The sequence below is a fragment of the Acidovorax sp. M2(2025) genome, from assembly GCF_049330835.1.
In the GTDB taxonomy this organism is placed as follows: Bacteria; Pseudomonadota; Gammaproteobacteria; order Burkholderiales; family Burkholderiaceae_C; genus Acidovorax.
In genome coordinates, this window is sequence record NZ_CP186262.1 from 3,710,078 (window position 1) to 3,732,187 (window position 22,110).

The 22,110-nt window shown below is 68.9% G+C and carries 18 protein-coding genes; 9 read left to right on the forward strand and 9 right to left on the reverse strand.

The window, feature by feature from the left end:
* Nucleotides 1-72 precede the first annotated feature (72 nt).
* The 5 genes from ACOYR3_RS17155 to ACOYR3_RS17175 form a co-directional block, all read right to left on the reverse strand.
* Nucleotides 73-1,758 (reverse strand): thiamine pyrophosphate-binding protein, encoded by a 1,686-nt coding sequence (locus tag ACOYR3_RS17155; RefSeq protein WP_422843526.1) that lies wholly within the window; start codon nt 1,756-1,758, stop codon nt 73-75.
* A 27-nt stretch (nt 1,759-1,785) separates the two neighbouring features.
* Complete coding sequence (locus ACOYR3_RS17160; RefSeq protein WP_422843527.1) at nt 1,786-3,012, reverse strand: pyridoxal phosphate-dependent aminotransferase; 1,227 nt, start codon at nt 3,010-3,012, stop codon at nt 1,786-1,788.
* Nucleotides 3,009-3,923, reverse strand: coding sequence for an amino acid ABC transporter substrate-binding protein (locus ACOYR3_RS17165; RefSeq protein WP_422843528.1), 915 nt, complete (start codon nt 3,921-3,923; stop codon nt 3,009-3,011). The genes ACOYR3_RS17160 and ACOYR3_RS17165 overlap by 4 nt, the downstream gene beginning before the upstream one ends.
* A 50-nt stretch (nt 3,924-3,973) precedes the next feature.
* A complete protein-coding gene (locus ACOYR3_RS17170) occupies nt 3,974-5,167 on the reverse strand; it encodes an NAD(P)/FAD-dependent oxidoreductase (RefSeq protein ID WP_422843529.1) in 1,194 nt (397 codons plus the stop codon).
* A gap of 149 nt (nt 5,168-5,316) precedes the next feature.
* Entirely contained in the window at nt 5,317-6,873 is a 1,557-nt protein-coding gene (locus tag ACOYR3_RS17175) for an aldehyde dehydrogenase family protein (RefSeq protein ID WP_422843530.1), read from the reverse strand.
* 247 nt (nt 6,874-7,120) lie between these two features.
* Here ACOYR3_RS17175 and ACOYR3_RS17180 point away from each other — a divergent pair, with 247 nt between their 5' ends.
* Nucleotides 7,121-8,032, forward strand: a complete 912-nt coding sequence (locus ACOYR3_RS17180) for a LysR family transcriptional regulator (protein WP_422843531.1) — start codon at nt 7,121-7,123, stop codon at nt 8,030-8,032.
* A 21-nt stretch (nt 8,033-8,053) separates the two neighbouring features.
* On the opposite strand, the gene ACOYR3_RS17185 is transcribed toward ACOYR3_RS17180, so the two are convergent.
* Entirely contained in the window at nt 8,054-8,872 is an 819-nt protein-coding gene (locus ACOYR3_RS17185; protein ID WP_422843532.1) for an EAL domain-containing protein, read from the reverse strand.
* A 209-nt stretch (nt 8,873-9,081) separates the two neighbouring features.
* Nucleotides 9,082-9,939: an IclR family transcriptional regulator gene (locus ACOYR3_RS17190; RefSeq protein ID WP_422843533.1), complete on the reverse strand. Its 858-nt coding sequence runs from the start codon at nt 9,937-9,939 to the stop codon at nt 9,082-9,084.
* A gap of 305 nt (nt 9,940-10,244) precedes the next feature.
* Between ACOYR3_RS17190 and ACOYR3_RS17195 the strand changes: the two genes are divergently transcribed.
* From ACOYR3_RS17195 to ACOYR3_RS17230, 8 genes are all read left to right on the forward strand, one after another.
* Nucleotides 10,245-11,354: an ABC transporter ATP-binding protein gene (locus ACOYR3_RS17195; RefSeq protein WP_422843534.1), complete on the forward strand. Its 1,110-nt coding sequence runs from the start codon at nt 10,245-10,247 to the stop codon at nt 11,352-11,354.
* Entirely contained in the window at nt 11,351-12,223 is an 873-nt protein-coding gene (locus tag ACOYR3_RS17200; RefSeq protein ID WP_422843535.1) for an ABC transporter permease, read from the forward strand. Before ACOYR3_RS17195 ends, ACOYR3_RS17200 begins: the two co-directional genes overlap by 4 nt.
* Nucleotides 12,224-12,228: 5 nt before the next feature.
* A complete protein-coding gene (locus ACOYR3_RS17205) occupies nt 12,229-13,023 on the forward strand; it encodes an ABC transporter permease (RefSeq protein ID WP_422846613.1) in 795 nt (264 codons plus the stop codon).
* 15 nt (nt 13,024-13,038) lie between these two features.
* Nucleotides 13,039-13,365, forward strand: a complete 327-nt coding sequence (locus ACOYR3_RS17210) for a (2Fe-2S)-binding protein (RefSeq protein WP_422843536.1) — start codon at nt 13,039-13,041, stop codon at nt 13,363-13,365.
* The gene (locus ACOYR3_RS17215) at nt 13,362-14,777 is read left to right on the forward strand and encodes an FAD-dependent oxidoreductase (RefSeq protein ID WP_422843537.1); all 1,416 of its coding nucleotides are present in this window, start codon (nt 13,362-13,364) and stop codon (nt 14,775-14,777) included. Before ACOYR3_RS17210 ends, ACOYR3_RS17215 begins: the two co-directional genes overlap by 4 nt.
* Nucleotides 14,774-15,949 (forward strand): NAD(P)/FAD-dependent oxidoreductase, encoded by a 1,176-nt coding sequence (locus tag ACOYR3_RS17220; protein ID WP_422843538.1) that lies wholly within the window; start codon nt 14,774-14,776, stop codon nt 15,947-15,949. The genes ACOYR3_RS17215 and ACOYR3_RS17220 overlap by 4 nt, the downstream gene beginning before the upstream one ends.
* A 44-nt stretch (nt 15,950-15,993) precedes the next feature.
* Entirely contained in the window at nt 15,994-17,067 is a 1,074-nt protein-coding gene (locus ACOYR3_RS17225; RefSeq protein WP_422843539.1) for an ABC transporter substrate-binding protein, read from the forward strand.
* Between the two features lie 146 nt (nt 17,068-17,213).
* The gene (locus ACOYR3_RS17230) at nt 17,214-18,206 is read left to right on the forward strand and encodes a c-type cytochrome (RefSeq protein ID WP_422843540.1); all 993 of its coding nucleotides are present in this window, start codon (nt 17,214-17,216) and stop codon (nt 18,204-18,206) included.
* A gap of 48 nt (nt 18,207-18,254) precedes the next feature.
* On the opposite strand, the gene ACOYR3_RS17235 is transcribed toward ACOYR3_RS17230, so the two are convergent.
* Both ACOYR3_RS17235 and ACOYR3_RS17240 read right to left on the reverse strand, forming a co-directional pair.
* Nucleotides 18,255-19,418 (reverse strand): alpha-hydroxy acid oxidase, encoded by a 1,164-nt coding sequence (locus ACOYR3_RS17235; RefSeq protein ID WP_422843541.1) that lies wholly within the window; start codon nt 19,416-19,418, stop codon nt 18,255-18,257.
* A 376-nt stretch (nt 19,419-19,794) separates the two neighbouring features.
* Entirely contained in the window at nt 19,795-22,083 is a 2,289-nt protein-coding gene (locus ACOYR3_RS17240) for a diguanylate cyclase domain-containing protein (protein ID WP_422843542.1), read from the reverse strand.
* Nucleotides 22,084-22,110 lie beyond the last annotated feature (27 nt).

A 22,110-nucleotide genomic window follows, 5' to 3' on the forward strand; every position in this document is an offset into this window, starting at 1 on the left:
GAACTAGGCAGCGCCCCTCCGTTATTCATACATGTTTGTTTTAGTCGCAAAAAACAATTTTTATGAGTAAATTCAGCGCTTCGCCAGTGCCGCGCTGCGGATGCCCTGCAGCGTGCCCGTGGGCGTGATCGCCTCCGGGTCGATCAAACAGTGCAGCACGCTGGGCAGCCCGCTGGCACGGGCGCGGGCGAGCGCCAGGCCGAAGTCTTCGGTGCGCTCCACGCGCTCGCCATGGCCGCCAAAGGCCAGCGCGTAGGCTTTGAAGTCGGGGTTCTTGAGCTGCGTGGCGCTGATGCGGCCGGGGTACTCGCGCTCCTGGTGCATGCGGATGGTGCCGTACATGCCGTTGTCCAGCACCACCACGATGATGGGCAGGCCGTACTGCACGGCAGTCGCGAACTCCTGGCCGTGCATCAGGAAGTCGCCGTCACCCGCAAAGACCACCACCTCGCGCTGCGGCCACAGGCGCTTGCCGCCCACGCCTGCAGGCAGGCCGTAGCCCATCGATCCGCTGGTGGGTGCGAGCTGGCTGGCGTAGGTGGTGAAGGGCCAGAAGCGGTGGATCCAGGTGGCGAAGTTGCCCGCGCCGTTGCAGAAGATGGTGTCGGCGGGCATCACCTCCTTGAGGTGCTGCATCACCTGGCCCATTTGCAGATCACCGGGGATGCGGATGGGCGCGGTGTCGCTCCACGCCAGGTATTCGGCATGGGCCGCCTCGGCGTGCGCTGCCCATGGCACCGCGGCCGTGGGGCGCACGCTGCCCAGCGCGGCCGCAAATGCCTGCGGCGTGGCGTGGATGGCCTGCGCGGGGCGGTAGAGCTTGCCCAGCTCGTCCGCATCGGCATGCACATGCACCAAGGGTTGCGCAGGCGTGGGGATGTCGAAGAGTTCATAGCCCTGCGACGGCACTTCGGACAGCCGTCCGCCCACCACCAGCACCAGGTCGGACGCCCGGATGCGCGCCAGCAGCTTGGGGTTGACGCCCAGGCCCAGGTCGCCGCCGTAGCAGCGGTGCGTGGCCGGGAACAGCATCTGGCGGCGGAACGAGCAGTACACAGGAAGGGACCACGCTTCGGCAAACGCCGTGAAATCGCGCACCGCCTGCTCGGACCAGCGGCTGCCGCCCACGATGGCCACGGGGCTCTGGGCAGCCTGCAGGCGCTGCGCCAGCTCGGCCAGTTGCGCGGCACCGGGGTACGTTTCCGTCACCTGGTAGGGCTGCGCGTCGGCCACGGTGGCGGCCTCGGTCAGCATGTCTTCCGGTAGGGCAATGACCACCGGGCCAGGGCGGCCCGAGGTGGCGACATGGAAGGCGCGCGAGATCAGCTCCGGCACGCGCGCAGGGTCGTCAATCTCCACCACCCATTTGGCCATGGTGCCGAACACGGCACGGTAGTCCAGCTCCTGGAAGGCCTCGCGCCCCTTGGCGTTGCGGGCCACCTGGCCCACGAACAGGAGCATGGGGGTCGAATCCTGGTGCGCGATGTGAATCCCCGCCGACGCGTTGGTGGCGCCAGGCCCGCGTGTCACAAAGCAGATGCCGGGCTGGCCGGTGAGCTTGCCCTGTGCCTCGGCCATCATGGCCGCCCCGCCCTCCTGGCGGCACACGGTGACGGCGATCTGGGCGTCGTGCAAGGCGTCGAGCACGGCCAGGTAGCTTTCGCCCGGTACGCAAAAGAGCTGCTTCACGCCGTGGGTGATGAGCTGCTGCACCAGGATCTGGCCGCCGGTGCGGGGGGTGAGGGATGTCGTGTTCATGTCGGCAGGGGCGGATAACAATGGAAATCAGGACAGGGCCTGGCAGGCGCGCTGGATGCGTGCGCAGGCCTCTTGCAAATCGGCGGTGGAGGCTGCGTACGAGATGCGAAAGTATGGCGCCAGCCCCAGTACCCCGCCGGGCACCACGGCGACATGGTGCTCGCGCAGCAGGTAGGCGCAAAAGTCGGCATCCGTGCGCAGCAGCATGCCGCCGGGCGTGGTGCGGCCCAGCACGCCTTCGCAGCTGGCAAAGGTGTAGAACGCGCCCTCGGGCACGCGGCAGCGCAGGCCGGGGGAGGCGTTGAGCGCGGCCACGACCAGATCGCGCCGGTCCTGGAAGGCGCGGCAGCGCTCGGCCACCACGTCTTGCGGCCCCGTCAGCGCCGCCACGGCCGCCGCCTGGCTGATGGACGAGGGGCAGGACGTGGCCTGGCTCTGCACCACGGCCATGGCGGCAATCAGCGCCTTGGGCCCTGCGCCGTAACCGATGCGCCAGCCGGTCATGGCATAGGCCTTGGAGACGCCGTTCACCGTCAGCGTGCGGTCGCGCAGCGCGGGCAGCACGGCGGCGGGCGTGGCAAAGGCCCGGCCGTCGTACAGGATGTGCTCGTAGATGTCGTCCGCCAGCAGCCACACCTGCGGGTGGCGCTCCACCACCTCCAGCACTGGGCGCAGCTGCTCGGCGCTGTAGGCCGCGCCGCTGGGGTTGGAGGGCGAGTTGATGAACACCCAGCGCGTGCGCGGCGTGATGGCCGCCTCCAGCTGCTCGGGCGTTATGCGAAAGCCGTTGGCCTCGGTGCAGGGCACCACCACCGGCACGCCGCCCGCGATCAGCACCATGTCGGCGTACGAGGTCCAGTACGGCGCGGGCAGGATCACTTCGTCACCAGGGTTCACCGAGGCCATCAGCGCGTTGTAGAGGATCTGCTTGGCGCCAGCCCCCGCGGTGATTTCGCCCTGCGCAAAGTCCAGCCCGTTGTCGTGCTTGAACTTGTGCTGGATGGCGGCCTTCAGCTCCGCCGTGCCATCCAGCACCGTGTAATGCGTCTCCCCCCGCGCCATGGCTTTTTGCGCGGCCTCCAGGATGTGGGCGGGCGTGTCGAAGTCGGGCTCGCCCAGGCCCAGCACGATCACGGGCTGGCCCTGGCGCTTGAGCTGGTTGGCCTCTTGCGTCAGGCGCACGATTTCGGAGACGCCGATGGCGCCCAGGCGGTCGGCCGCGCGGAAGGCCGTGGCGGGAATGGGAGCGTTCATTGCTGGTAGGTCTCCAGGGGCTTGTCGTTGGGGGCGGCGAACAGCTGGCGCAGCGTGGTACCCAGCGGCAGGTTCAGGCTCACGTTCTTGGGCGGGATGGGGTTCACAAACCACTTGGTGTAGATCTTTTCCATCTCGCCGGTTTGCATGAGCTTGATCAGCACGCCGTCTACCGCCGCCTTGAAGGCGGGGTCGTCCTTGCGGAACAGCAGTGCAATGGGCTCGGCACCCAGCGGCTCGCCCACGATGCGGTAGGCCGAGGGTTCCTTGGAGTTGGCGATCATCCCGGCGAGCAGGTTGTCGTCGAGCACGAAGGCATCGGCGCGGCCCGATTCGAGCAGCATGAAGCTCTCGTGGTGGTCCTTGCCCAAAACCGTCTTGATGGGCGTGCCCAGCGCGCGCTCCTGCTTGCGCAGCAGCTGCACGGCGGTGGTGCCGGTGGACGCCGCAATGGTTCGGTTGCCCAGCTGGCTGATGGACTTCAGATCCGAATCCTTGCGCACCGCCATGCGCACTTCGCTCACGTAGGTGGTCACGGCAAAGGCCACCTGCTGCTGGCGTGCAGTGTTGTTGGTGGTGGGGCCGCAGCCGATGTCCAGCGTGCCGTTCTGCACCAGCGGCAGCGTGTTCTGCGCGGTCACGGCCATGTATTCGAGCTTGGCGTCGGGCGCGATCTCCTTGAGCACCCGCTCGCACAGCTCCACGTGGTAGCCCACGTATTTCTCGTTCGCGCCCAGCGCATAGGCCATGGGCGGCGAGGTTTCGCGCACGCCCAGCACCACCTTGCCGCTGGCCTTGATCTTCTCCAGCGTGGGCTGGGGGACCGTCTGCGCCCGCGCGGGGGCCGTGGCCATGCAGGCCAGAGCCAGGCTTGCGGCCAGCGCGGTAAAGGTCTTGCGGGAAATTGCCATGTCGTTGTCTCCTTGTGTTTTGTCGTTGGCAGGTTGAAAAAAGGCGAGGCTCAAATCACGTTCTTTTCGAGCAGCGGCGCGTTGCGCGCAATGCGTTCGACGGACAGCGGCGACAGGTCCAGGCTCTGGTAGCGGCCCGTGAGCATCCATTCGGCCAAGCCGCGCCCTACGGCCGGGCACTGCTGCAGGCCGTGGCCCGAAAAGCCATTGGCAAACACCAGGTTGTCGCAGGCGGTGTGCAGGCCCACCAGCGCGTTGTGGTCAAAGGTGTTCATCTCGTAGTAGCCCGCCCAGGCGCCCTGCATGCGCAGCGCCTCGAAGCCGGGAATGCGCTCGGCAAGCGTGGGCCAGATGCGCTCTTCGAACGCGGCGTACTCGGGCTCCAGCGGGGCAAAGTCGGCGTCGTTGTCCGCGTCGGGCGCAAAGCCGCAGATGAAGCCTTTGCCCTCGGGCCGCAGCCAGATGCCGCTGGGGTCGATGAGCAGCGGGCAACCGGGCAGCGCGGCCGGGCTGGCCAGGTGGAACACCGTGCGGCGCTTGCCGACCACGGGCAGATCAATGCCCGCCCAGCCTGCAATAGCCGCAGCCCAAGGGCCGCCCGCGTTCACGGCATAGCGGCACGGCAGCACGGTGCCGCTGCGCAGGCGCACCGCGTTCACATGCAGCACACCATCGCTGGCCGCGGTGTCCAGCCCCACGGCCTCGTCCGCCAGATAGCGCACGCCCTGGCTCTGCGCCTTCTTGCGCAGGGCCGTGAGCAGCAGGTAGCCATCAAACCAGCCTTCGCCCGACAGGCCGAGCGAGCCCAGCACCACGCCCTGCAGCGCCAGCCATGGAAGGCGCTCGGCAAGCTGTTGTGGGCTCAGCAGCGCCACATCGGCGCCGTGCTGCCTTTGCAGCGCATGGTTCTCGCGCAGCGTGGCCTCGCCGGCCTGCGTGGCCAGGTACAGGTAGCCGCCTTCGTGCAGGCCGATGTCGGGCGCATCGCCGTGGCAGGCCAGCAGCGTACCCGCATCGCGCAAAAAACCGATGCCAAAAGCCGAGATCTGGATGTTGATGTCGGTAGAAAACTGCTGGCGTATGGAGCTGGCCGACAGCGCCGACGAGGCACGCGCGTAGGTCGGATCGCGCTCGACCACCACGACCTCGCAGCCCGGCTGCTGCAGCGTGAGGAAGTACGCAATCGCGCTGCCAATGACGCCGCCGCCGATGATGACGATGGGCTGTTGGGAATCAGAGGTCATACAAAAGAAAGGAAAGGTCACTCGCGCGCTCAGCAGCCCTTCGACAAGCTCAGGGTGAACGGGTGGGGGATGCGTGGAACTACACCCCCAAAACCGTTCGGGCTGAGCCTGTCGAAGCCAGGGCGTGCACTATCCGCTGCCCGGCCCGCTCACACATCGAACTTCACGCCCTGCGCCAGCGGCAGCGCAGTCGAATAGTTGATGGTGTTGGTCGCGCGGCGCATGTAGGCCTTCCAGCTGTCCGAGCCCGCTTCGCGCCCGCCGCCGGTTTCCTTCTCGCCGCCAAACGCGCCGCCAATCTCCGCGCCGCTGGGGCCGATGTTCACGTTGGCAATGCCGCAGTCCGAGCCCGCTGCGGACATGAACAATTCGGCCTCGCGCACATTGAGCGTGAAGATGGACGACGACAGCCCCGCGCCCACGGCGTTGTTCATGGCGATCGCTTCCTCAATGGAGCGGTAACGCACCACATACAGGATGGGCGCAAAGGTTTCGTGCAGTGCCGGGCCTTCGTGCTTTTGCAACTCCACCAGCGCGGGGCGCACGTAATAGGCGTCCGGGCCGCCCAGGCCCTCCACACGCGCGCCGCCATGCACCGTGGCACCCAGGGCGCGGCTTTGCTCCAGGGCTTGTTGCATGCCATCGAACGCCATGCGGTCGATCAGCGGGCCCACCAGCGTGCCCTCGGTGCGCGGGTCGCCCACCTGCACGTTGCCGTACACCTTGATGAGCTGGGGCACGAGCTGGTCATACACGCTTTCGTGCACGAACAGGCGGCGCAGCGTGGTGCAGCGCTGGCCCGCCGTGCCCATGGCCGCAAACGCGATGCCGCGCAGGGCCAGGTCCAGATCGGCCGAAGGCGCCACGATGGCCGCGTTGTTGCCGCCCAGCTCCAGGATGCCGCGCGCAAAACGCGCCGCCAGGCGCGGGCCCACGGCTCGGCCCATGGCGGTGGAGCCTGTGGCCGACAGCACGGGCACGCGGGCGTCATCCACCAGCACCTCGCCAATGTCGCGCTGGCCCACGACCAGCTCCAGCAGGCCTTCGGGCGCGTCGGCACCAAACCGGGCGATGGCGCGCTGGGCAATGGCGTGCGTGGCCAGGGCGGTGAGCGGGGTCTTCTCGGACGGCTTCCACACCACGGGGTCCCCGCACACCAGCGCCAGCGCCGCGTTCCACGACCACACGGCCACGGGGAAGTTGAAGGCGGAGATGACGCCGCACACGCCCAGCGGGTGCCAGGTTTCCATCATGCGGTGGCCGGGGCGCTCGGTGGCAATCGTCAGGCCGTAGAGCTGGCGCGACAGGCCCACGGCGAAGTCGCAGATGTCGATCATCTCCTGCACCTCGCCCAGGCCTTCGGACGGGATCTTGCCCGCCTCCAGCGTCACCAGGCGGCCCAGGTCGGCCTTGGCGGCGCGCAGCTCTTCGCCCAGCAGGCGCACCAGCTCGCCGCGGCGCGGCGCGGGCACATTGCGCCAGGCCTGGAAGGCCGCGTGCGCACGGCCGATGGCGGCCGTGGCATCGGCGGGCGATGCCTGCGCCACCGCCCCGATCGCCTCGCCCGTGATGGGCGAGCGCACCGGCAGGCTGCCGCCCGTGTAGGCCGCGCGGGGCACGCCCAGGCGTTGCAGCAATTGATCGACTTCGCTCGCCAAAGAGGCGGCAGGGGCGGCGGCGGTGGGAGTGGTGGAGGTGGCGGACATGGCGGGAACCCGTGAAGAAGAGACGACGAGAAAATGGAGGAGCAGGGCCGGGACGCACCCCGGCAAAACGCCACTATCGGTGAATCCGCCCCGCCCTGCATAGCAAAAAAACGGAACGACTTGATCGCAAATTGGAATGAACCAGCGGCACAATGGCATAGCAGCCAGCGCTTGCTCCAAAAGCTCTAGCAGCCTAAAAGAGCCCAAACCTCTACGCCGCCATCATTCCCCCACCGCATGACCTGGCATGACCCTGCTGCGCCGCGCCTTCCTGCCGTCCACCACCGACCTGCTCGCCTTCGAGGCGGCAGCGCGCCACCAGAGCATCTCGCGCGCGGCGGGCGAGCTGCACCTCACGCAAAGCGCCGTGTCGCGCCAGATCCGCCAGCTGGAGGAGCAGCTGGGCACCGCCCTCTTCCACCGCGTGCGCCAGCGCGTGGTGCTCACCGATGCCGGCCGCGTCTACGCCGCCGACGTGCAGGCCGTGCTGCAGCAGCTGTCGGCCTGCACGCAAAAGGCCATGGCTTTTGCCAGCACCGACGGCCTGCTCAACCTGGCCGTGCTGCCCACGCTGGGCACGCGCTGGCTCATCCCGCGCCTGGGCCGCTTCATGGCGCTGCACCCGCACGTGATGGTGAACCTGTCGTCGCGCACCGAGCCGTTTGACTTCACCGGCACGCCGTTCGACGCCGCCATCCACTTCGGCGCGCCGCACTGGGCCGGCGCCGTGTGCGAATACCTCATGCACGAGGAGACCGTGCCCGTGTGCAGCCCCGCCTACCGCGACCGCCACGGCATCCGCACCCCGCAGGACCTGGCGCGCGCGGTGCTGCTGCAGCAAAGCACCCGCCCCACCCAATGGGCCGAATGGTTCGAGCGGGTGGGCGCCCCCACGGCGCTGGCGCTGCGCGGCCCGCAGTCCGAGCACTTCGCCATGATCGCCCAGGCCGCTGTGTCGCACCTGGGTGCGGCGCTGCTGCCGCGCTTCCTGATCGAGCAGGAGCTGGCGGCCGGCAGCCTGGTGGAGCTGTCCGACCAGGTGCTGACCAGCACCGATGCGTACTACCTGGTCTACCCGGAGGCGCGGGCGCAGACGCCGCTGGTGAAGGCGTTCCGGGACTGGGTGGTGGGGGAGTGTGCGGGGCCGCGGCCGGGGTAGTGCCCTGGCCCGCTCTGGGTGTTACTCCGCAGATGCAGGAAACGCCCCCGCATCCACCCGCGCCGCCGCCTTGAACGCGGGCCGGGCGAAAAGATAGCCCTGCATCAGCCGGATGCCGCAGCCGTGCACAAAGTCGCGCTCGGCCGCCGTCTCGATGCCTTCGGCAACCAGGGTGATGCCCATGTCTTCGCACAGGCGCGCCAGGTTGCGCACGATGGCCTGGCGCGGGCGGCTGGTGTCGATGCCGCGCACCAGGTCCATGTCGATCTTGATGATGTCGGGCTGAAAGTCCGACAGCAGCTTCAAGCCCGCGAAGCCGGCGCCAAAGTCGTCAATGGCAGTGCGGAAGCCGCAGCGCTGGTACTCGCGCAGGATCTGGGCAAACCAGGGGCCGTCTTCCACGCGCTCGCCCTCGGTCACCTCGAAGATGATCTGGTCCAGCGGAAAGCCGTGCACCCGCGCCGCCTCGAGCGTGGTGCGGATGCACAGCTCGGGCTTGTAGATGGCGTTGGGCAGGAAGTTGATCGAGATGCTGCCGCCGATGCCCAGCTCGCGCGCACGCTTGAGCGCCTTCACGCGGCAGGCCTGGTCGAAGCGGTAGCGGTTGTGCTCGTTGACCTGCGAGAGCACGCTGTGCGCGCTCTCACCCGCGGGGCCGCGCACCAGCGCTTCGTGGGCAAACACGGCGCGTGTCTCCACGTTCACGATGGGCTGGTAGGCAAAGTCAAACGCAAAGCCCACGCGCTCGGCATTGCCGCAGGCTTCGCAGTCATGGCGCGAGCCGGCCAGGGGCACAAACCCGGCGGGGAACGAAGGATTGGCGGGCACGGCAACGGTCATGGGGCACCTGCGATCAGAGGGGACGAGACGGGGTCGGCAAAACGCGCCGGCACCAGGAATTCGGTCGTGGGGCAGCGCCTGCCTGCAGCAGCCTGGCAACCCGCGCAGGCACCACCGTCCTGGCATTCTGCACGGGTGCGGGGCGCAGGGCCCGGGAAAGGAGCCCTCGCAGCCTCTGCCGCGCACCGCCGCGCCCCACCGCGCGCACCTTACCGGACCACAGCCTCGGCTCCCGGCCCCAGGCGAGGCTCGGGGGGCGCGCCCGCCAGGCTCTGCGCGGGCCGCCGCAGCGTGGCGTCAAACGGGTTGATCCGGGGACCGATGGCCGCCGCCTCACGCTTGAGCAGCTCCACCACCGTGGGCATGCGGTCGGCGTTGAGGCGGTCGGCAATGGTGCCCACGCTCAGGGCCGCCACGGCGCGGCCTTCGCGGTCGAGGATGGGCACGGCCACCCCGGCCATGCCTTCCAGCAGCCCGGTGTTGCGGCCGGCGTAGCCCTGCTGGCGCACGCGCTCGATCTCGGTGCGCAGGTACACCTCGTCGTACACGCCGTACTCGCGCACCCGCGAAAGGTTGAAGCGGATGACCTCCTCGCGCTCGGCCTCGGGCAGGAAGGCCAGGATGGCCAGTGCTCCCTGCCCTACTCCCAGCGCCACACGGCCGCCGATGTCGCCGGTGAACGACCGGATGGGGAACGGCCCCTCGCTGCGGTCCAGGCAGATCGCGTCGAAGCCGCTGCGCGCCAACAGAAAGATGCTGTCGCCCAGACTGCCGCACAGGCGCAGCAGCGCAGGGCGGCACAGGCTGCGCAGATCGCCGGAATTGCCGGCCTGGGCAGCCAGCGCAAAGAAATTCATGCTCAGGCGGTAGAGCTTGCTGCGCTCGTCCTGCTCAACCATGCCCTCGGCCACCAGGGACTGCAGCAAACGGTGCGTCGTGCCCTGCGTGAGGCCGATGGAACGCGCCAATTGGGTGACGCGCCCTCCCTCGGCCTGCACGGCAACCAGGGCCCGGATCAGCGCGAAGACCCGGGGTACGCCGCCCGTGCCGGCGGATGCTGCTTCCATGCGTCGCTCCTGTGGAATCAATGGATCGTATTCTAGCCAGCATATTCCATTCAACGGAATAAATACCAGAAAAATTCTGTTTAATGGAATACCCGAGTCGGCATGGTTCGGTTATTGCAATAGAGTGAATCAAGACGGCCGGATTGATCCATTTCCAGGCGTGCAGGCGCACCACGGCGGTGCAGCGGCCCTCGCGCACTGGAATGCAAACCACCCGGCGTTCCAAGATCCGCCCGCCTTCCTTGCGCCCCGCGCGGGAAGGCGGCCCCTCCTGAAGAACCGTTAGACCGCCAGAAAGGCCCCGCATGTCCTTCCTCCAGCTCACGGATGTGACCAAGTTCTACGGCAGCACCTGCGCGGTGCAGTCCATGAACCTGTCGGTGGAAAAAGGCGAATTCGTCTCCCTGCTCGGCCCTTCGGGCTGCGGCAAGACCACGACGCTGCAGATGGTGGCGGGGTTCGAGCCGGTGAGCAGCGGCCGCATCGCGCTGGCCGGACGCGACATCACGCACGCCAAGGCCAACACGCGCGGGCTGGGCATCGTGTTCCAGAGCTATGCGCTCTTTCCGCACATGACGGTGGCCGACAACGTGAGCTTTGGCCTGGAAATGCGCAAGGTGCCCAAGGCGGAGCGCCGCGAGCGCGTGGCCCAGGCCCTAGCCCTGGTGCATCTGGAGAAACACGCCACGCGCTACCCGCGCGAACTCTCGGGCGGCCAGCGCCAGCGCGTGGCGCTGGCCCGCGCGCTGGTGATCGAGCCACCCGTGCTGCTGCTGGACGAGCCCTTGTCCAACCTGGACGCCAAACTGCGCGAGGAGATGCAGTTCGAGCTGCGCCAGATCCAGCGCAAGGTGGGCACCACCACGGTGATGGTCACGCACGACCAGAGCGAGGCCATGTCCATCAGCGACCGCGTGGTGGTGATGGAAGCCGGCCGCGCCACGCAGATCGACCACCCGCACCGCGTGTACGAGCACCCGCGCACGCGCTTCATCTCCACCTTCGTCGGCAAGGCCAACCTGGTGCCCGGCACGGTGACGGCGGCCAGCGGCACGCACACCCATGTGAACGCCGGGTCCATCGAAGTGCGGGTGGAAGGCCCGCAATGGCGCCCCGGCGCCGCGGTGCTGCTGAGCGTGCGTCCCGAGAAGCTGCAACTGGTGCCTGCCGTGCAAGGCCGCCTCGACGGCGAGGTGCGCGAGCGCTTCTTCCTGGGCAGCCAGTGGCTGTACCGCGTGCACACCGCCTTGGGCGACCTGCTGGTGCTCACGCCCAACGACGGCCGCGGCGCACTGGAGGAAGGCGAGCGCACGGGCGTGGACTGGCCGGACCACTGCATGCGCCTGCTGCCCGCCGACGAGACTGCACTGGCCGAACTGGAGGCCGGGGAAGCCAGCGCCGAGGTCACGCCATGAACCCGTCTTCCACACCGCTGCTGCGGCGGGCGCTGCCCTGGTGGCTGTCCGGCCCCGCGCTGCTGCTGTTCACCGTGCTGCTGCTGGTGCCCCTGGGCCTCACGGCGGTGCTGTCGTTCAACGCCTTTGACCCGGCCACGGGCGTGAAGGCGGGCGAGTTCACGCTGGAGCACTACGGCCATGTGTTCACCGACGGGTACTACCACGCGATCTTCTGGCGCACGTTCTGGATCGCCGGGCTGGTCACGCTGATCTGCGTGGCCATCGGCGCACCCGAGGCGTATGTGCTCAGCCGCATGCGCAACCCGTGGCGCTCCATCCTGCTGCTGGTGGTGCTGGCCCCCCTGCTGGTGTCGGTGGTGGTGCGGGCGTTTGGCTGGAGCATGCTGCTCGGCCCCGAAGGGCTGGTGAACGCGGCCCTGGGCCTGGTGGGCATCGGGCCGGTGAAGATGCTCTACACCGAGATCGCGGTGGTGGTGGCCCTGGTGCACGTGATGCTGCCCTTCATGGTGATCCCCGTGTGGACGTCGCTGCAGAAGCTGGACCCGGGCGTGGAAAACGCCGCCCTGTCGCTGCAGGCCTCGCCCTTCACCACGCTGCGGCGCATCGTGCTGCCGCAGGTGCTGCCCGGCATCCTCTCGGGCAGCCTGATCGTGTTCGGCCTGGCGGCCAGCTCGTTCGCCATCCCCGGCCTGCTGGGCGGGCGGCGCCTGAAGATGGTGGCCACGGTGGTGTACGACGAGTACCTGCACGAGCTGAACTGGCCCCTGGGCGCGGCGATTGCGCTGACGCTGCTGGTGGCCAACCTGGTGGTGATGCTGAGCTACAACCGGCTGGTTGAGGGCCGCTACAAGAAGTCTCTCGGGTGAGCACGATGCAGAAGAACGGTCCCCTCGCCCTCGCGTTCAACGCGCTGGTCATCACCTTCATGCTCGCCCCGCTGCTGGTGGTGTGCATCGTGGCCTTCACGCCGCACAACACGCTCACGCTGCCCACCACCGAGTTCTCGCTGCGCTGGTTCCGGGCGGTGTTCGAGCACCCGGACTTCGTGCAGTCGTTCTGGAACAGCCTGTGGCTGGCCCTGGCATCCGCCACGCTGGCCACGGTGCTGGCCGTGCCCGCGGGCATTGCCATCACGCGCCATGAGTTTCCGGGACGCGGCTTTTTGAACGGCCTGTTCCTGTCGCCGCTGATCATTCCGCACCTGGTGCTGGGCGTGGCCCTGCTGCGCCTGTTTGCACTGATCGGCGGCACGGGCAGCTTCGGCTGGCTGGTAGCGGCGCACGCGCTCATCGTCACGCCCTACACGCTGCGCCTGGTGGTGGCGGCACTGGTGGGGTTCGACCGCAGTGCGGAGCATGCGGCATTGTCGCTGGGCGCAAGCCAGGCCACGGTGTTCACGCGCGTCACGCTGCCGATGATCCTGCCGGGCGTGACGGGCGGGTGGATGCTGGCCTTCATCAACAGCTTTGACGAAGTGACCATGTCCATCTTCGTCACCTCGCCCAGCACGGTGACGCTGCCGGTGCGCATGTACATGTACGCCACCGAGTCCATCGACCCGCTGATGGCCGCCGTGTCGGCGCTGATGGTGGCCCTGACGGCCTGCGCCATGGTGCTGCTGGACCGTGTGTACGGACTGGACCGCGTCCTGGTCGGCCGCAAGTAGAGGATGGCCGAGATGATGAGTTCCAGCCCAGCATTGCTGCACCGCGTGGCCGAAAAGAGCCGAGCGCCCGTGCACTTCACCCTCAACGGCCAGCCCGCCGCCGCGCTGCAGGGCGACACGGTGCTGACCGCCATCCTCACCCAGCATGCGCAGCTGCGCCGCAACGAGTTCAGCCACGAGCCGCGCGCGGGCTTTTGCCTGATGGGCGCCTGCCAGGACTGCTGGGTGATGACGGACAGCGGCGAGCGCCTGCGCGCCTGCAGCACCTTCGTGACCCCCGGCATGGCGCTGCGCACCGAGCCGACGGACGCGGCGAACTTCGCCTCCGGAGGCCCGGCATGACCCACACCGCTCCCTTGCAGCCCGTGATCGTGGGCGCCGGCCCCGCGGGCATCCGCGCAGCGCAGACGCTGGCGGCCCATGGCGCACGCCCCGTGCTGATCGACGAAGCCGCGCGCGGCGGCGGGCAGATCTACCGGCGCCCGCCCGCGCACTTCACCCGCTCCGCAGCCACGCTGTACGGCACCGAGGCCGCACGCGCCACGGCGCTGCACGGCACGCTGGATGCGCTGCACGCACAGATCGACTACCAGAACGACAGCCTGGTGTGGAACGCGCAGGGCGGCCTGCTGGACGTGCTGCACGGCCCCACGCAGGCCACGCGCACGGTGCCCTACCGCCAGCTCATCGTGGCCAGCGGCGCCACCGACCGGGTGCTGCCCGTGCCGGGCTGGACGCTGCCGGGCGTGTACACGCTGGGCGGCGCCCAGGTGGCGCTCAAGTTCCAGGGCTGCGCCATCGGCCGCCGCGTGGTGCTGATGGGCACGGGCCCGCTGCTGTACCTGGTGGCCTACCAGTACGCCAAGGCCGGCGCCATGGTTGCTACGGTGCTCGACACCGCGCGTTTCTCCGACCAGCTGGCGGCCGTGCCCGCCATGCTCACGCAGCCTGCGGTCTTCGCCAAGGGCGTGTACTACGTGGCCTGGCTGCGCGCGCACGGCGTGCCCGTGCACAACGGCATTCGCCCCGTGCGCGTGCTGGGCGAGGGCCGCGTGGCGGGCGTGGTGTGGGCCGATGGCGCGGGGCGCGAGCACACGCTCGATTGCGACGCCGTGGGCTTGGGCTATGCCCTGCGGTCCGAAACACAGCTGGCCGACCTGCTGGGCTGCCGCTTTGCCTGGGCCCCTCTGCACCGCGCCCACCTGCCCGAGCGCGATGCCGCCGGCCGCAGCAGCGTGCCGGGCGTGTACCTGGCCGGTGATGGCGCGGGCATCCAGGGTGCCGACGCGGCCGAGTGGGCCGGCGAACTGGCTGCGCTGGCGCTGTTGCACGACCACGGTGTCGCCGTCGATGCGGCGCGCATGCAGGCGCTGCAGGGACGGCTCGCGCACCTGATGACCTTCCGCCGGGGGCTGGAGCGCGCATTTCCCTTCCCCACCGACTGGGCGGCGCACGCACCCGACGCGCTGGTAGTGTGCCGCTGCGAGAACGTCACGGCCGGCGAGCTGCGCGCCTGCGTGCGCGACACCGGCGCCGACGAGATGAACCGGCTGAAAGCCCTCACCCGCGTGGGCATGGGCCGCTGCCAGGGCCGCAGCTGCGGCGTGGCGGCGGCCGAGATCCTGGCGCAGGCGACGGGCCAGCCCGTGGAGCTGGTGGGCCGCCTGCGTGGGCAGGCACCCATCAAGCCGGTACCGATCCACCAGCAGGCACGGCAAGTGCGACAGAGCGCCGATGCGGGAGCCAGCGCATGAGCCGCCACCCCACCCGCACCCTTCAAACCGACGTGGCCATTGTGGGCGGCGGCATCGTGGGCGCATCGGCCGCGCTGGCGCTGCGCCGCCAGGGCGTGGACGTGGTGCTGCTGGAACGCGACCTGTGCGGCTCGCGTTCCAGCGGCGTGAACTACGGCGGCGTGCGCCGCCAGGGCCGGCCGCTGAGCCAGCTGCCGCTGGCGCAGCGCGCCCACCAGATCTGGGCGCGGCTGCCCGAGTTGATCGGCACCGATGGCGAGTACGCGCGCACGGGGCATTTCAAGATCGCGCGCAGCGAGGCGGACATGGCCTCGCTGGAGCACTATGCCGACATCAGCCGCGACTTCGAGCTGGGCATCCAGCTGATCAGCGGCGGGCGCCTGCGCACCGAATGCCCCTGGCTGGGCGGCAAGGCCGTGGGCGGCTCGCTGTGCGTGGACGATGGCCAGGCCAACCCGCGCCTCGTGTCGCCCGCGTTCGCACTGGCGGCGCGGCGCGCCGGGGCGCAGATCTTCGAGCGCTCGCCACTCACGCACATCGAGCACAGCGGCGGGCAGTTCACCTTGCAGTCGGGCACCGCGCTGCAGGTGCGGGCGCCGGTGGTGCTCAACTGCGCGGGCGCCTGGGCCGGTGCGCTGGCCGCGCAGTTTGGCGAGGCCGTGCCGTTGCATTCCGGCCACCCGGCCATGATGGTCACCGAGCCCCTGCCCTACTTCATGCGCTGGAGCCTGGGGGTGGAAGGCGGCGGCATCTACTGCCGCCAGGTAGAGCGCGGCAACCTGGTGCTGGGCGGCGGCTCGGGATTCTGGATCGACGACGTGCGCGCACGCTCGGAACGCGGCGCCATCGCATCGCTCACGCAGCAGGCCATCGAGCTGCTGCCGGCGCTGCGGCACGCGCATTTCATCCGCACCTGGAGCGGCACCGAGGGCTACCTGCCCGACCGCCAGCCCGTGCTGTGCAACAGCCGCACCACGCCGGGCCTGGTCCACGGCTTCGGCTTTGCGGGCGCGGGTTTCCAGATCGGCCCCGCCGTGGGCGAGGTGCTGGCCGAGCTGGCGCGCGACGGCCGCACCAGCACGCCGATCGACGCGTTTTCCATCGCGCGCTTTGACGCACCGCCGGAGCCCGCCGCCGGCACCACCCCGACAACCACAGCGCAGGCCCATTGAGCCGCCGATTCTTCACCTCCCTGACCCACCGAAAGGCAATCACCATGAACTTCGCTTTCCGCACGAATGTCTCCCTGCGCCGCGGCCTGCTGGCTGCGGCGGCCGCCACGGCCCTGGCGGCCGCCAGCAGCGGCGCCTTGGCGCAAACCAAGACGCTGTACATCGGCATGAACGGCGGCACCATGGAGAAGGCGTACACGCAGTACGTGTTCCCGGCGTTCGAGAAGCTGCACGGCGTGAAGGTGGTGGTGGTGCCCGGCACCTCGTCGGACATCCTGGCCAAGGCCCAGGCCAACAAGGACAAGCCGCAGATGCACGTGATGTTCCTGGACGACGGCATCATGGTGCGCGCCATGGGCATGGGCCTGTGCGAGAAGCAGCGCCCCAACCCGCACCTGAACGACCTGTACCCCGCCGCCCGCTTCAAGGACGACCTGGCCAGCGGCGTGAGCCTGGGCATGACGGGCATTGCCTACAACACCAAGATGTTTGCCGAGAAGGGCTGGGCTCCGCCCACCTCGTGGATGGACTTTGCCGACCCCAAGTTCAAGGGCAAGGTGGTGTTCCAGTCGATGCCCTCGTCGTCGTTCGGGCTGCATGGCTTCCTGATGTTCAACCGCATCCAGGGCGGCAACGACAAGAACGTGGAGCCGGGCTTCAACAACTGGGCCAAGACCATCGGCCCCAACGTGCTCGAGTACATCCCGAGCTCGGCCAAGATCTCCGAGATGGTGCAGACCGGCGAGGCCGCGATCTTCCCGCTCACGCCCACGGCCGTGGCCGCGCTCAAGGCCAAGGGCATTCCGGTGGAATACGCCCAGCCCAAGGAAGGTTCGGTGGTGCTCATGACCGGCCAGTGCGTCATCGCCAAGAACAGCGAGCCCGAGCTGGCGCAGAAGCTCGCTGAGTTCCTGCTGAGCCCGCTGGCCCAGGCCAACGTGCTGCAGTTTGGCGCGCAGATCCCCACCAACCCGAAGGCGCCGGCCGTGGGCGAAGGCGCTGCACAGGTCGCGCAGATCACGCAGTGGATGAAAAACGCCGTGACCCTGGACTGGGACAGCGTGAACGCCAACCGCCCGGCCTGGAACGCGCGCTGGAACAAGACCATCGAGCGCTGAGCCCGGCGCCTGGCGCCACGCCGGCGGGCCGTTTGTGACAAATGTCACCGGCGCCGCGACACCCTGCTGCGGCAGGGTGCCGCGAAGCCCCTCTTCGAACCCAGAATTCGCCGCACTGGAACACCACCGAAGAAGAGGGACCCACCATGAATCGCTGGATCAAATGGACCGCAGGCGGCACGCTGCTGCTGGGCGTGATCGTTGCCGCCACGGCCGCCAGCGGCCTGTACCTGGCCGAACAGAAGCGCAACCGCACCATCGAGATCAAGCCCCGGCCCGTGGCCTACACCACCGACGCGCAGACCGTCGAGCGCGGGCGCTACCTGTACACGTCGCGCGGCTGCACGGACTGCCACGGCGCACAGGGCACGGGACGCGAGTTCGTCAACGACGGCAAGGGCACGCGCATCGTGGGCCCCAACATCACGCCCGCCGGGGTGGTGGCGCGCTACCAGCCCGAGGACTGGAACAGCGTGATCCGCCATGGCGTCAAGCCCAACGGCCGGCCAGTGCTGGTGATGCCCAGCGAGGACTACAACCGCTTCACCAACGACGACCTCAACGCGCTGGTGTCGTACATCCGCCAGCTGCCCCCCAAGGCCGGAAGCGAGGCTGTCGTCGAGCTGCCGCACCCGGCCTGGGTGCTGTACGGGCTGGGGGCGATTCCGGATGCGGCATCGCGCATCGACCACCAGCTGGCGCCGTCGCGCCCCGTGCCGGCGGAGGTGAGCGTGGCCAACGGCCAGTACGTGGCCAACATGTGCATCGGCTGCCACGGGGCCGACCTGTCGGGCGGCAAGATCCCCGGCGGCCCGCCCGACTGGCCGGCCGCCGCGGACATCCGCCCCGGCGGCGCCAGCGCCCTGGCCCGCTACCCCACGGCGGCCAGCTTCGTGGCCATGCTGCGCACGGGCAAGCGGCCGGACGGCACCCCCATCCAGGTCATGCCGTTCGAGTCGCTGGGCCAGCTCAGCGATGTGGATGCGCAGGCGCTGTACCTGTTCCTGAACAGCGCCGCGGCCACCGCCAAGCTCAGCCAGTCCGCGCCCGCCAGCGGCCTGGGCGGCAGCGGCAACGGCCGCACCAGCAGCGCAAGCCCCGCGCTGTCGGGCCCCGGCGGCCTGAAGCTGCCGGGCTGACGCGGCCGCACGGCGGCCGGGTCGGTCAGGCGATCCGGCCGATCAGGATCAGGTCGGGTAGGTGCCGGGCAGGAGGATGGACCGGTCCACGTTGTCGATGTGGGTGTGGCCGCAGAAGGCCATGGTGATGTCCAGCTCTTTCTGGATGATCTGCAGCGCGCGGGCCACGCCCGCCTCGCCGAAGGCGCCCAGGCCGTAGAGGAAGCTGCGGCCGATGAGGGTGCCGCGCGCCCCCAGGGCGCGGGCCTTGAGCACGTCCTGACCGCTGCGGATGCCGCCGTCCATCCAGACCTCGATATCCCGGCCCACCGCCTCGGCAATGGCGGGCAGCGCGGCAATGGAGGATGGCGCGCCGTCCAGCTGGCGCCCGCCGTGGTTGCTGACGATGAGGGCGTCCGCACCGCTGTTCACGGCCAGCCGCGCGTCCTCGGCGTCCATGATGCCCTTCAAGATCAGCTTGCCGCCCCAGCGCTTCTTGATCCACTCCACGTCGCCCCAGTTGAGCTGCGGGTCGAACTGCTCGGCCGTCCACGACGACAGCGACGACAGGTCGCCCACGCCCTTGGCGTGGCCCACGATGTTGCCGAAGGTGCGGCGCTTCGTGCCGAGCATGCCCAGGCACCAGTGGGGCTTGGTGGCCAGGTTGATGAGGTTGGCCAGCGTGGGCTTGGGCGGGGTGGACAGGCCGTTCTTGATGTCCTTGTGCCGCTGCCCCAGGATCTGCAGGTCCAGCGTGAGCTGCAGGGCCGAGCAGTTGGCGGCCTTGGCGCGGTCGATCAGGCGTTCGATGAAGTCGCGGTCGCGCATCACGTACAGCTGGAACCAGAACGGGTGGCGGCCGGTGTGCTCGGCCACGTCCTCCAGGGAGCAGATGCTCATGGTGGAGAGGGTGAACGGGATGCCGAAGGCCTTGGCCGCCCGCGCGCCCAGGATTTCGCCGTCGGCATGCTGCATGCCGGTGAGCCCCGTGGGCGCAATGGCCACGGGCATGGCCACTTCCTGGCCCACCAGGGTGGTGCGGGTGCTGCGGCCTTCCATGTTCACGGCCACGCGCTGGCGCAGCTTGATGGACTGGAAGTCCTGCGTGTTGGCGCGGTAGGTCCCCTCGGTGTACGAGCCCGAATCGGCGTAGTCGTAGAACATGCGCGGCACGCGCCGCTTGGCAATGACACGCAGGTCTTCAATGCAGGTGATTTTGGAAAGGTCGGGCACGCGCAGGCTCCAGGCTCGGGGGATCACAAAGAACAACAGCGCTGCATGGTAGGGGCAAGCGCGGGCGCCGGCCATCAAAAAAATTTTGCAGGCCTGCAACAAATTTCCAGCCCCCGGGGCGGCGCACTTCCACGCAGACACAGGCAGCGGATGCATCCGCCGGTGGATCTGAATAAAAAATGCCTGATTAGTTACTTGCCTCAGATACCACTCCATCCGTTCGGGCTGAGCCCGTCGAAGCCAGGGCTAGCAGAGCGCGTGCAAGGCTTCGACAGGCTCAGCCCGAACGGGTGGGGAAGAGAAAGCGTCTGAGGTAGGTCGCCAATCAGGAAAAAATGCCTCCAGCGCTTACGCAGCAAGCGCGAGCAGCTATTCTTTATATAGCAACCTCGACACCGGGCTCCGTGGCCGCATCCGGCAGCACCGGAACCGGCTCCACCCCCTCCCCCGCATACAGCATGAAGCGCCGGCGCCCGCTGTGCTTGGCGGCGTACATGGCGCTGTCAGCGTGGCGCGAGAGGGCGTCCAGCGTGTCGCCGTGCTCGGGGTAGAGGGCGATGCCGCCGCTCAGCCCCACGCGCACCCACTCGCCCGCCAGCTCGAACGGCGCATCGCAGGCCGCAAGGATCTTGCGGGCCACGTTGCAGGCGGGCACGGCCCCGTCCAGTCCTGGCAGCAGCACCACGAACTCGTCGCCGCCCTGGCGGCACACCGTGTCGGTGGCGCGCACGGCGGCCTTCAGGCGCTGGGCGAACTGGGCCAGCAGCTGATCGCCCACGTCATGCCCCAGGCTATCGTTGACGGCCTTGAAGCCGTCCAGGTCCAGGTACATGACGGCCAGGCTTTTGCCGTCGCGGCGGGCCTGCGCGATCGCCAGCTGCGCGCGGTCCTGCAGCAGCACGCGGTTGGGCAGGTCGGTCAGCGCGTCGTACTGCGCCAGGTGCGCCATGCGCTCGGCCATGGCCACCGATTCGGTCACGTCGCGCAGCACGGCCACGGCGCCGGTCACCGCGCCGTGGCGGTCGTTGATGGGGCTGGAGGTCTCCTCCACCAGGAACCGCTGCCCGCTGGTGCGGTGCACGACCACGCCGCGCACCGCTTCCACGGCCTCGCCCTGCTCCATGGTCTGGCGCAACGGGCTGATGTGGCGGGCCGCGTCGTCGGGGCTGCGCAGGTGCACGACCTCGTCCACGTCGTGGCCGGCGGCGTCGAACGCCTGCCAGCCCGTCAGCCGCTCGGCCACGGGGTTCAGGTAGGTGACCCGCCCACGCGCGTCGGCGCTGACCACCGCGTCGCCGATGGATTGCAGCGTCAGGCGCATGCGCTCCTTTTCGTTGAACTGCTCGTCCTCCAGCCGCTTGCGCTCCGAGATGTCCGTCACCTGCACGAACACGCCCCGGACCTTGCCGGTTTCGTCCGGGTCCGGCAGGTACGACGCCATGGCATGGCGCGCCACGCCGTGGACGTCGGAAAAGGTGCATTCGAAGACCTGGGGCTCGCCTTGCAGCGCGCGGTCCAGAAAGGGCTTGTTGTGGGCAAACAGGTCGGCGCCCAGCAGGTCGCTCAGGTGCATGCCGGGCATCTTCTCGGCCTGCACGCCGAACCACTCGAAATACGCCTTGTTGGCGAAGCGGTTGCGCAGCCCGTCGTCCCAGTAGCCGATCATGGAGGGCATGTTGTCCAGGATGGTGCGCGTGTTGTGCTCGGCCTCGCGCAGGCGGGCCGAGACCTGCTGGCGCAAGGTCAGCTCGCGCACGAACAGCGCCGCCAGCCCCACGCAGCTGATCATGAGCAGCAGCGCAAACCCGCCCAGCCCCCAGGCGCTGCGGTACCAGCGGGCCAGGATGCTGTCCGTGGACTGCGACACGTTGAGGATGAGCGGGTAGTTGCCCACGTGCCGGAAGGTGTACAGCCGCTCCACGCCGTCGACGGCGGCGTTGGCGACGAACATGCCGGAGCCTTCCTGCTGGAAGCGGCGTATGTTGGGCGAGTCCGCCAGGCTGCGCCCCACGTCCAGATCGCCATAGGGGAACCGGCTGATCACCACGCCGTCGCTGCGCAGCAGGTTGATGCCGTTGTAGGGCCCCAGGTCCAGCGCCCCGAAGATTTCGTTGAAGTAGCTCAGCCGGATGGCCGCCACCACCACGCCCGCAAAAGAGCCGTCCGGGTGGTAGTAGCCCCGCGCCAGCGGCAGGATGTTGAGGCCGGTCGCCCGAGAGGGCACGGGCTGGCCAACGAACAGCCCCTGGTGGCCGCCCGACTGGAACGCCACGAAATAGTCCCGGTCGCCCAGGTTCAGCTTGCGCGGCTCCATCGCGCCGGAGTCCAGGACCACGTCGCCCTGGCTGTCCAGGACGAGCACGTCGCCCGCCCCGCGCGCCTGGAAGGAGTTGTCGAACACCACCCGCGCCCGCAATTCGGGAGGCAGGCCCCAGACTTCGGGCCGGCCGACCTCGCGCGCCACCCCCTCCAGCGATTTGTCCAGCGTGTCCAGCATCCAGCCCAGCCCCTGGTCCAGGGAGCGCACCAGCTGGGTATTGGACTGCGCCGCGTAGTTCCACTCGTCGTTGCGAATGGTCCAGATCGAGCGGGCAAACAGGGCGCCAATGCCCAGGGAGACCAGCAAGGCCAGCCAGAACAGGCGGTGGGAGAAAAATTGGCGCACGGGCAAAATTGAAATATCTTGTAACGA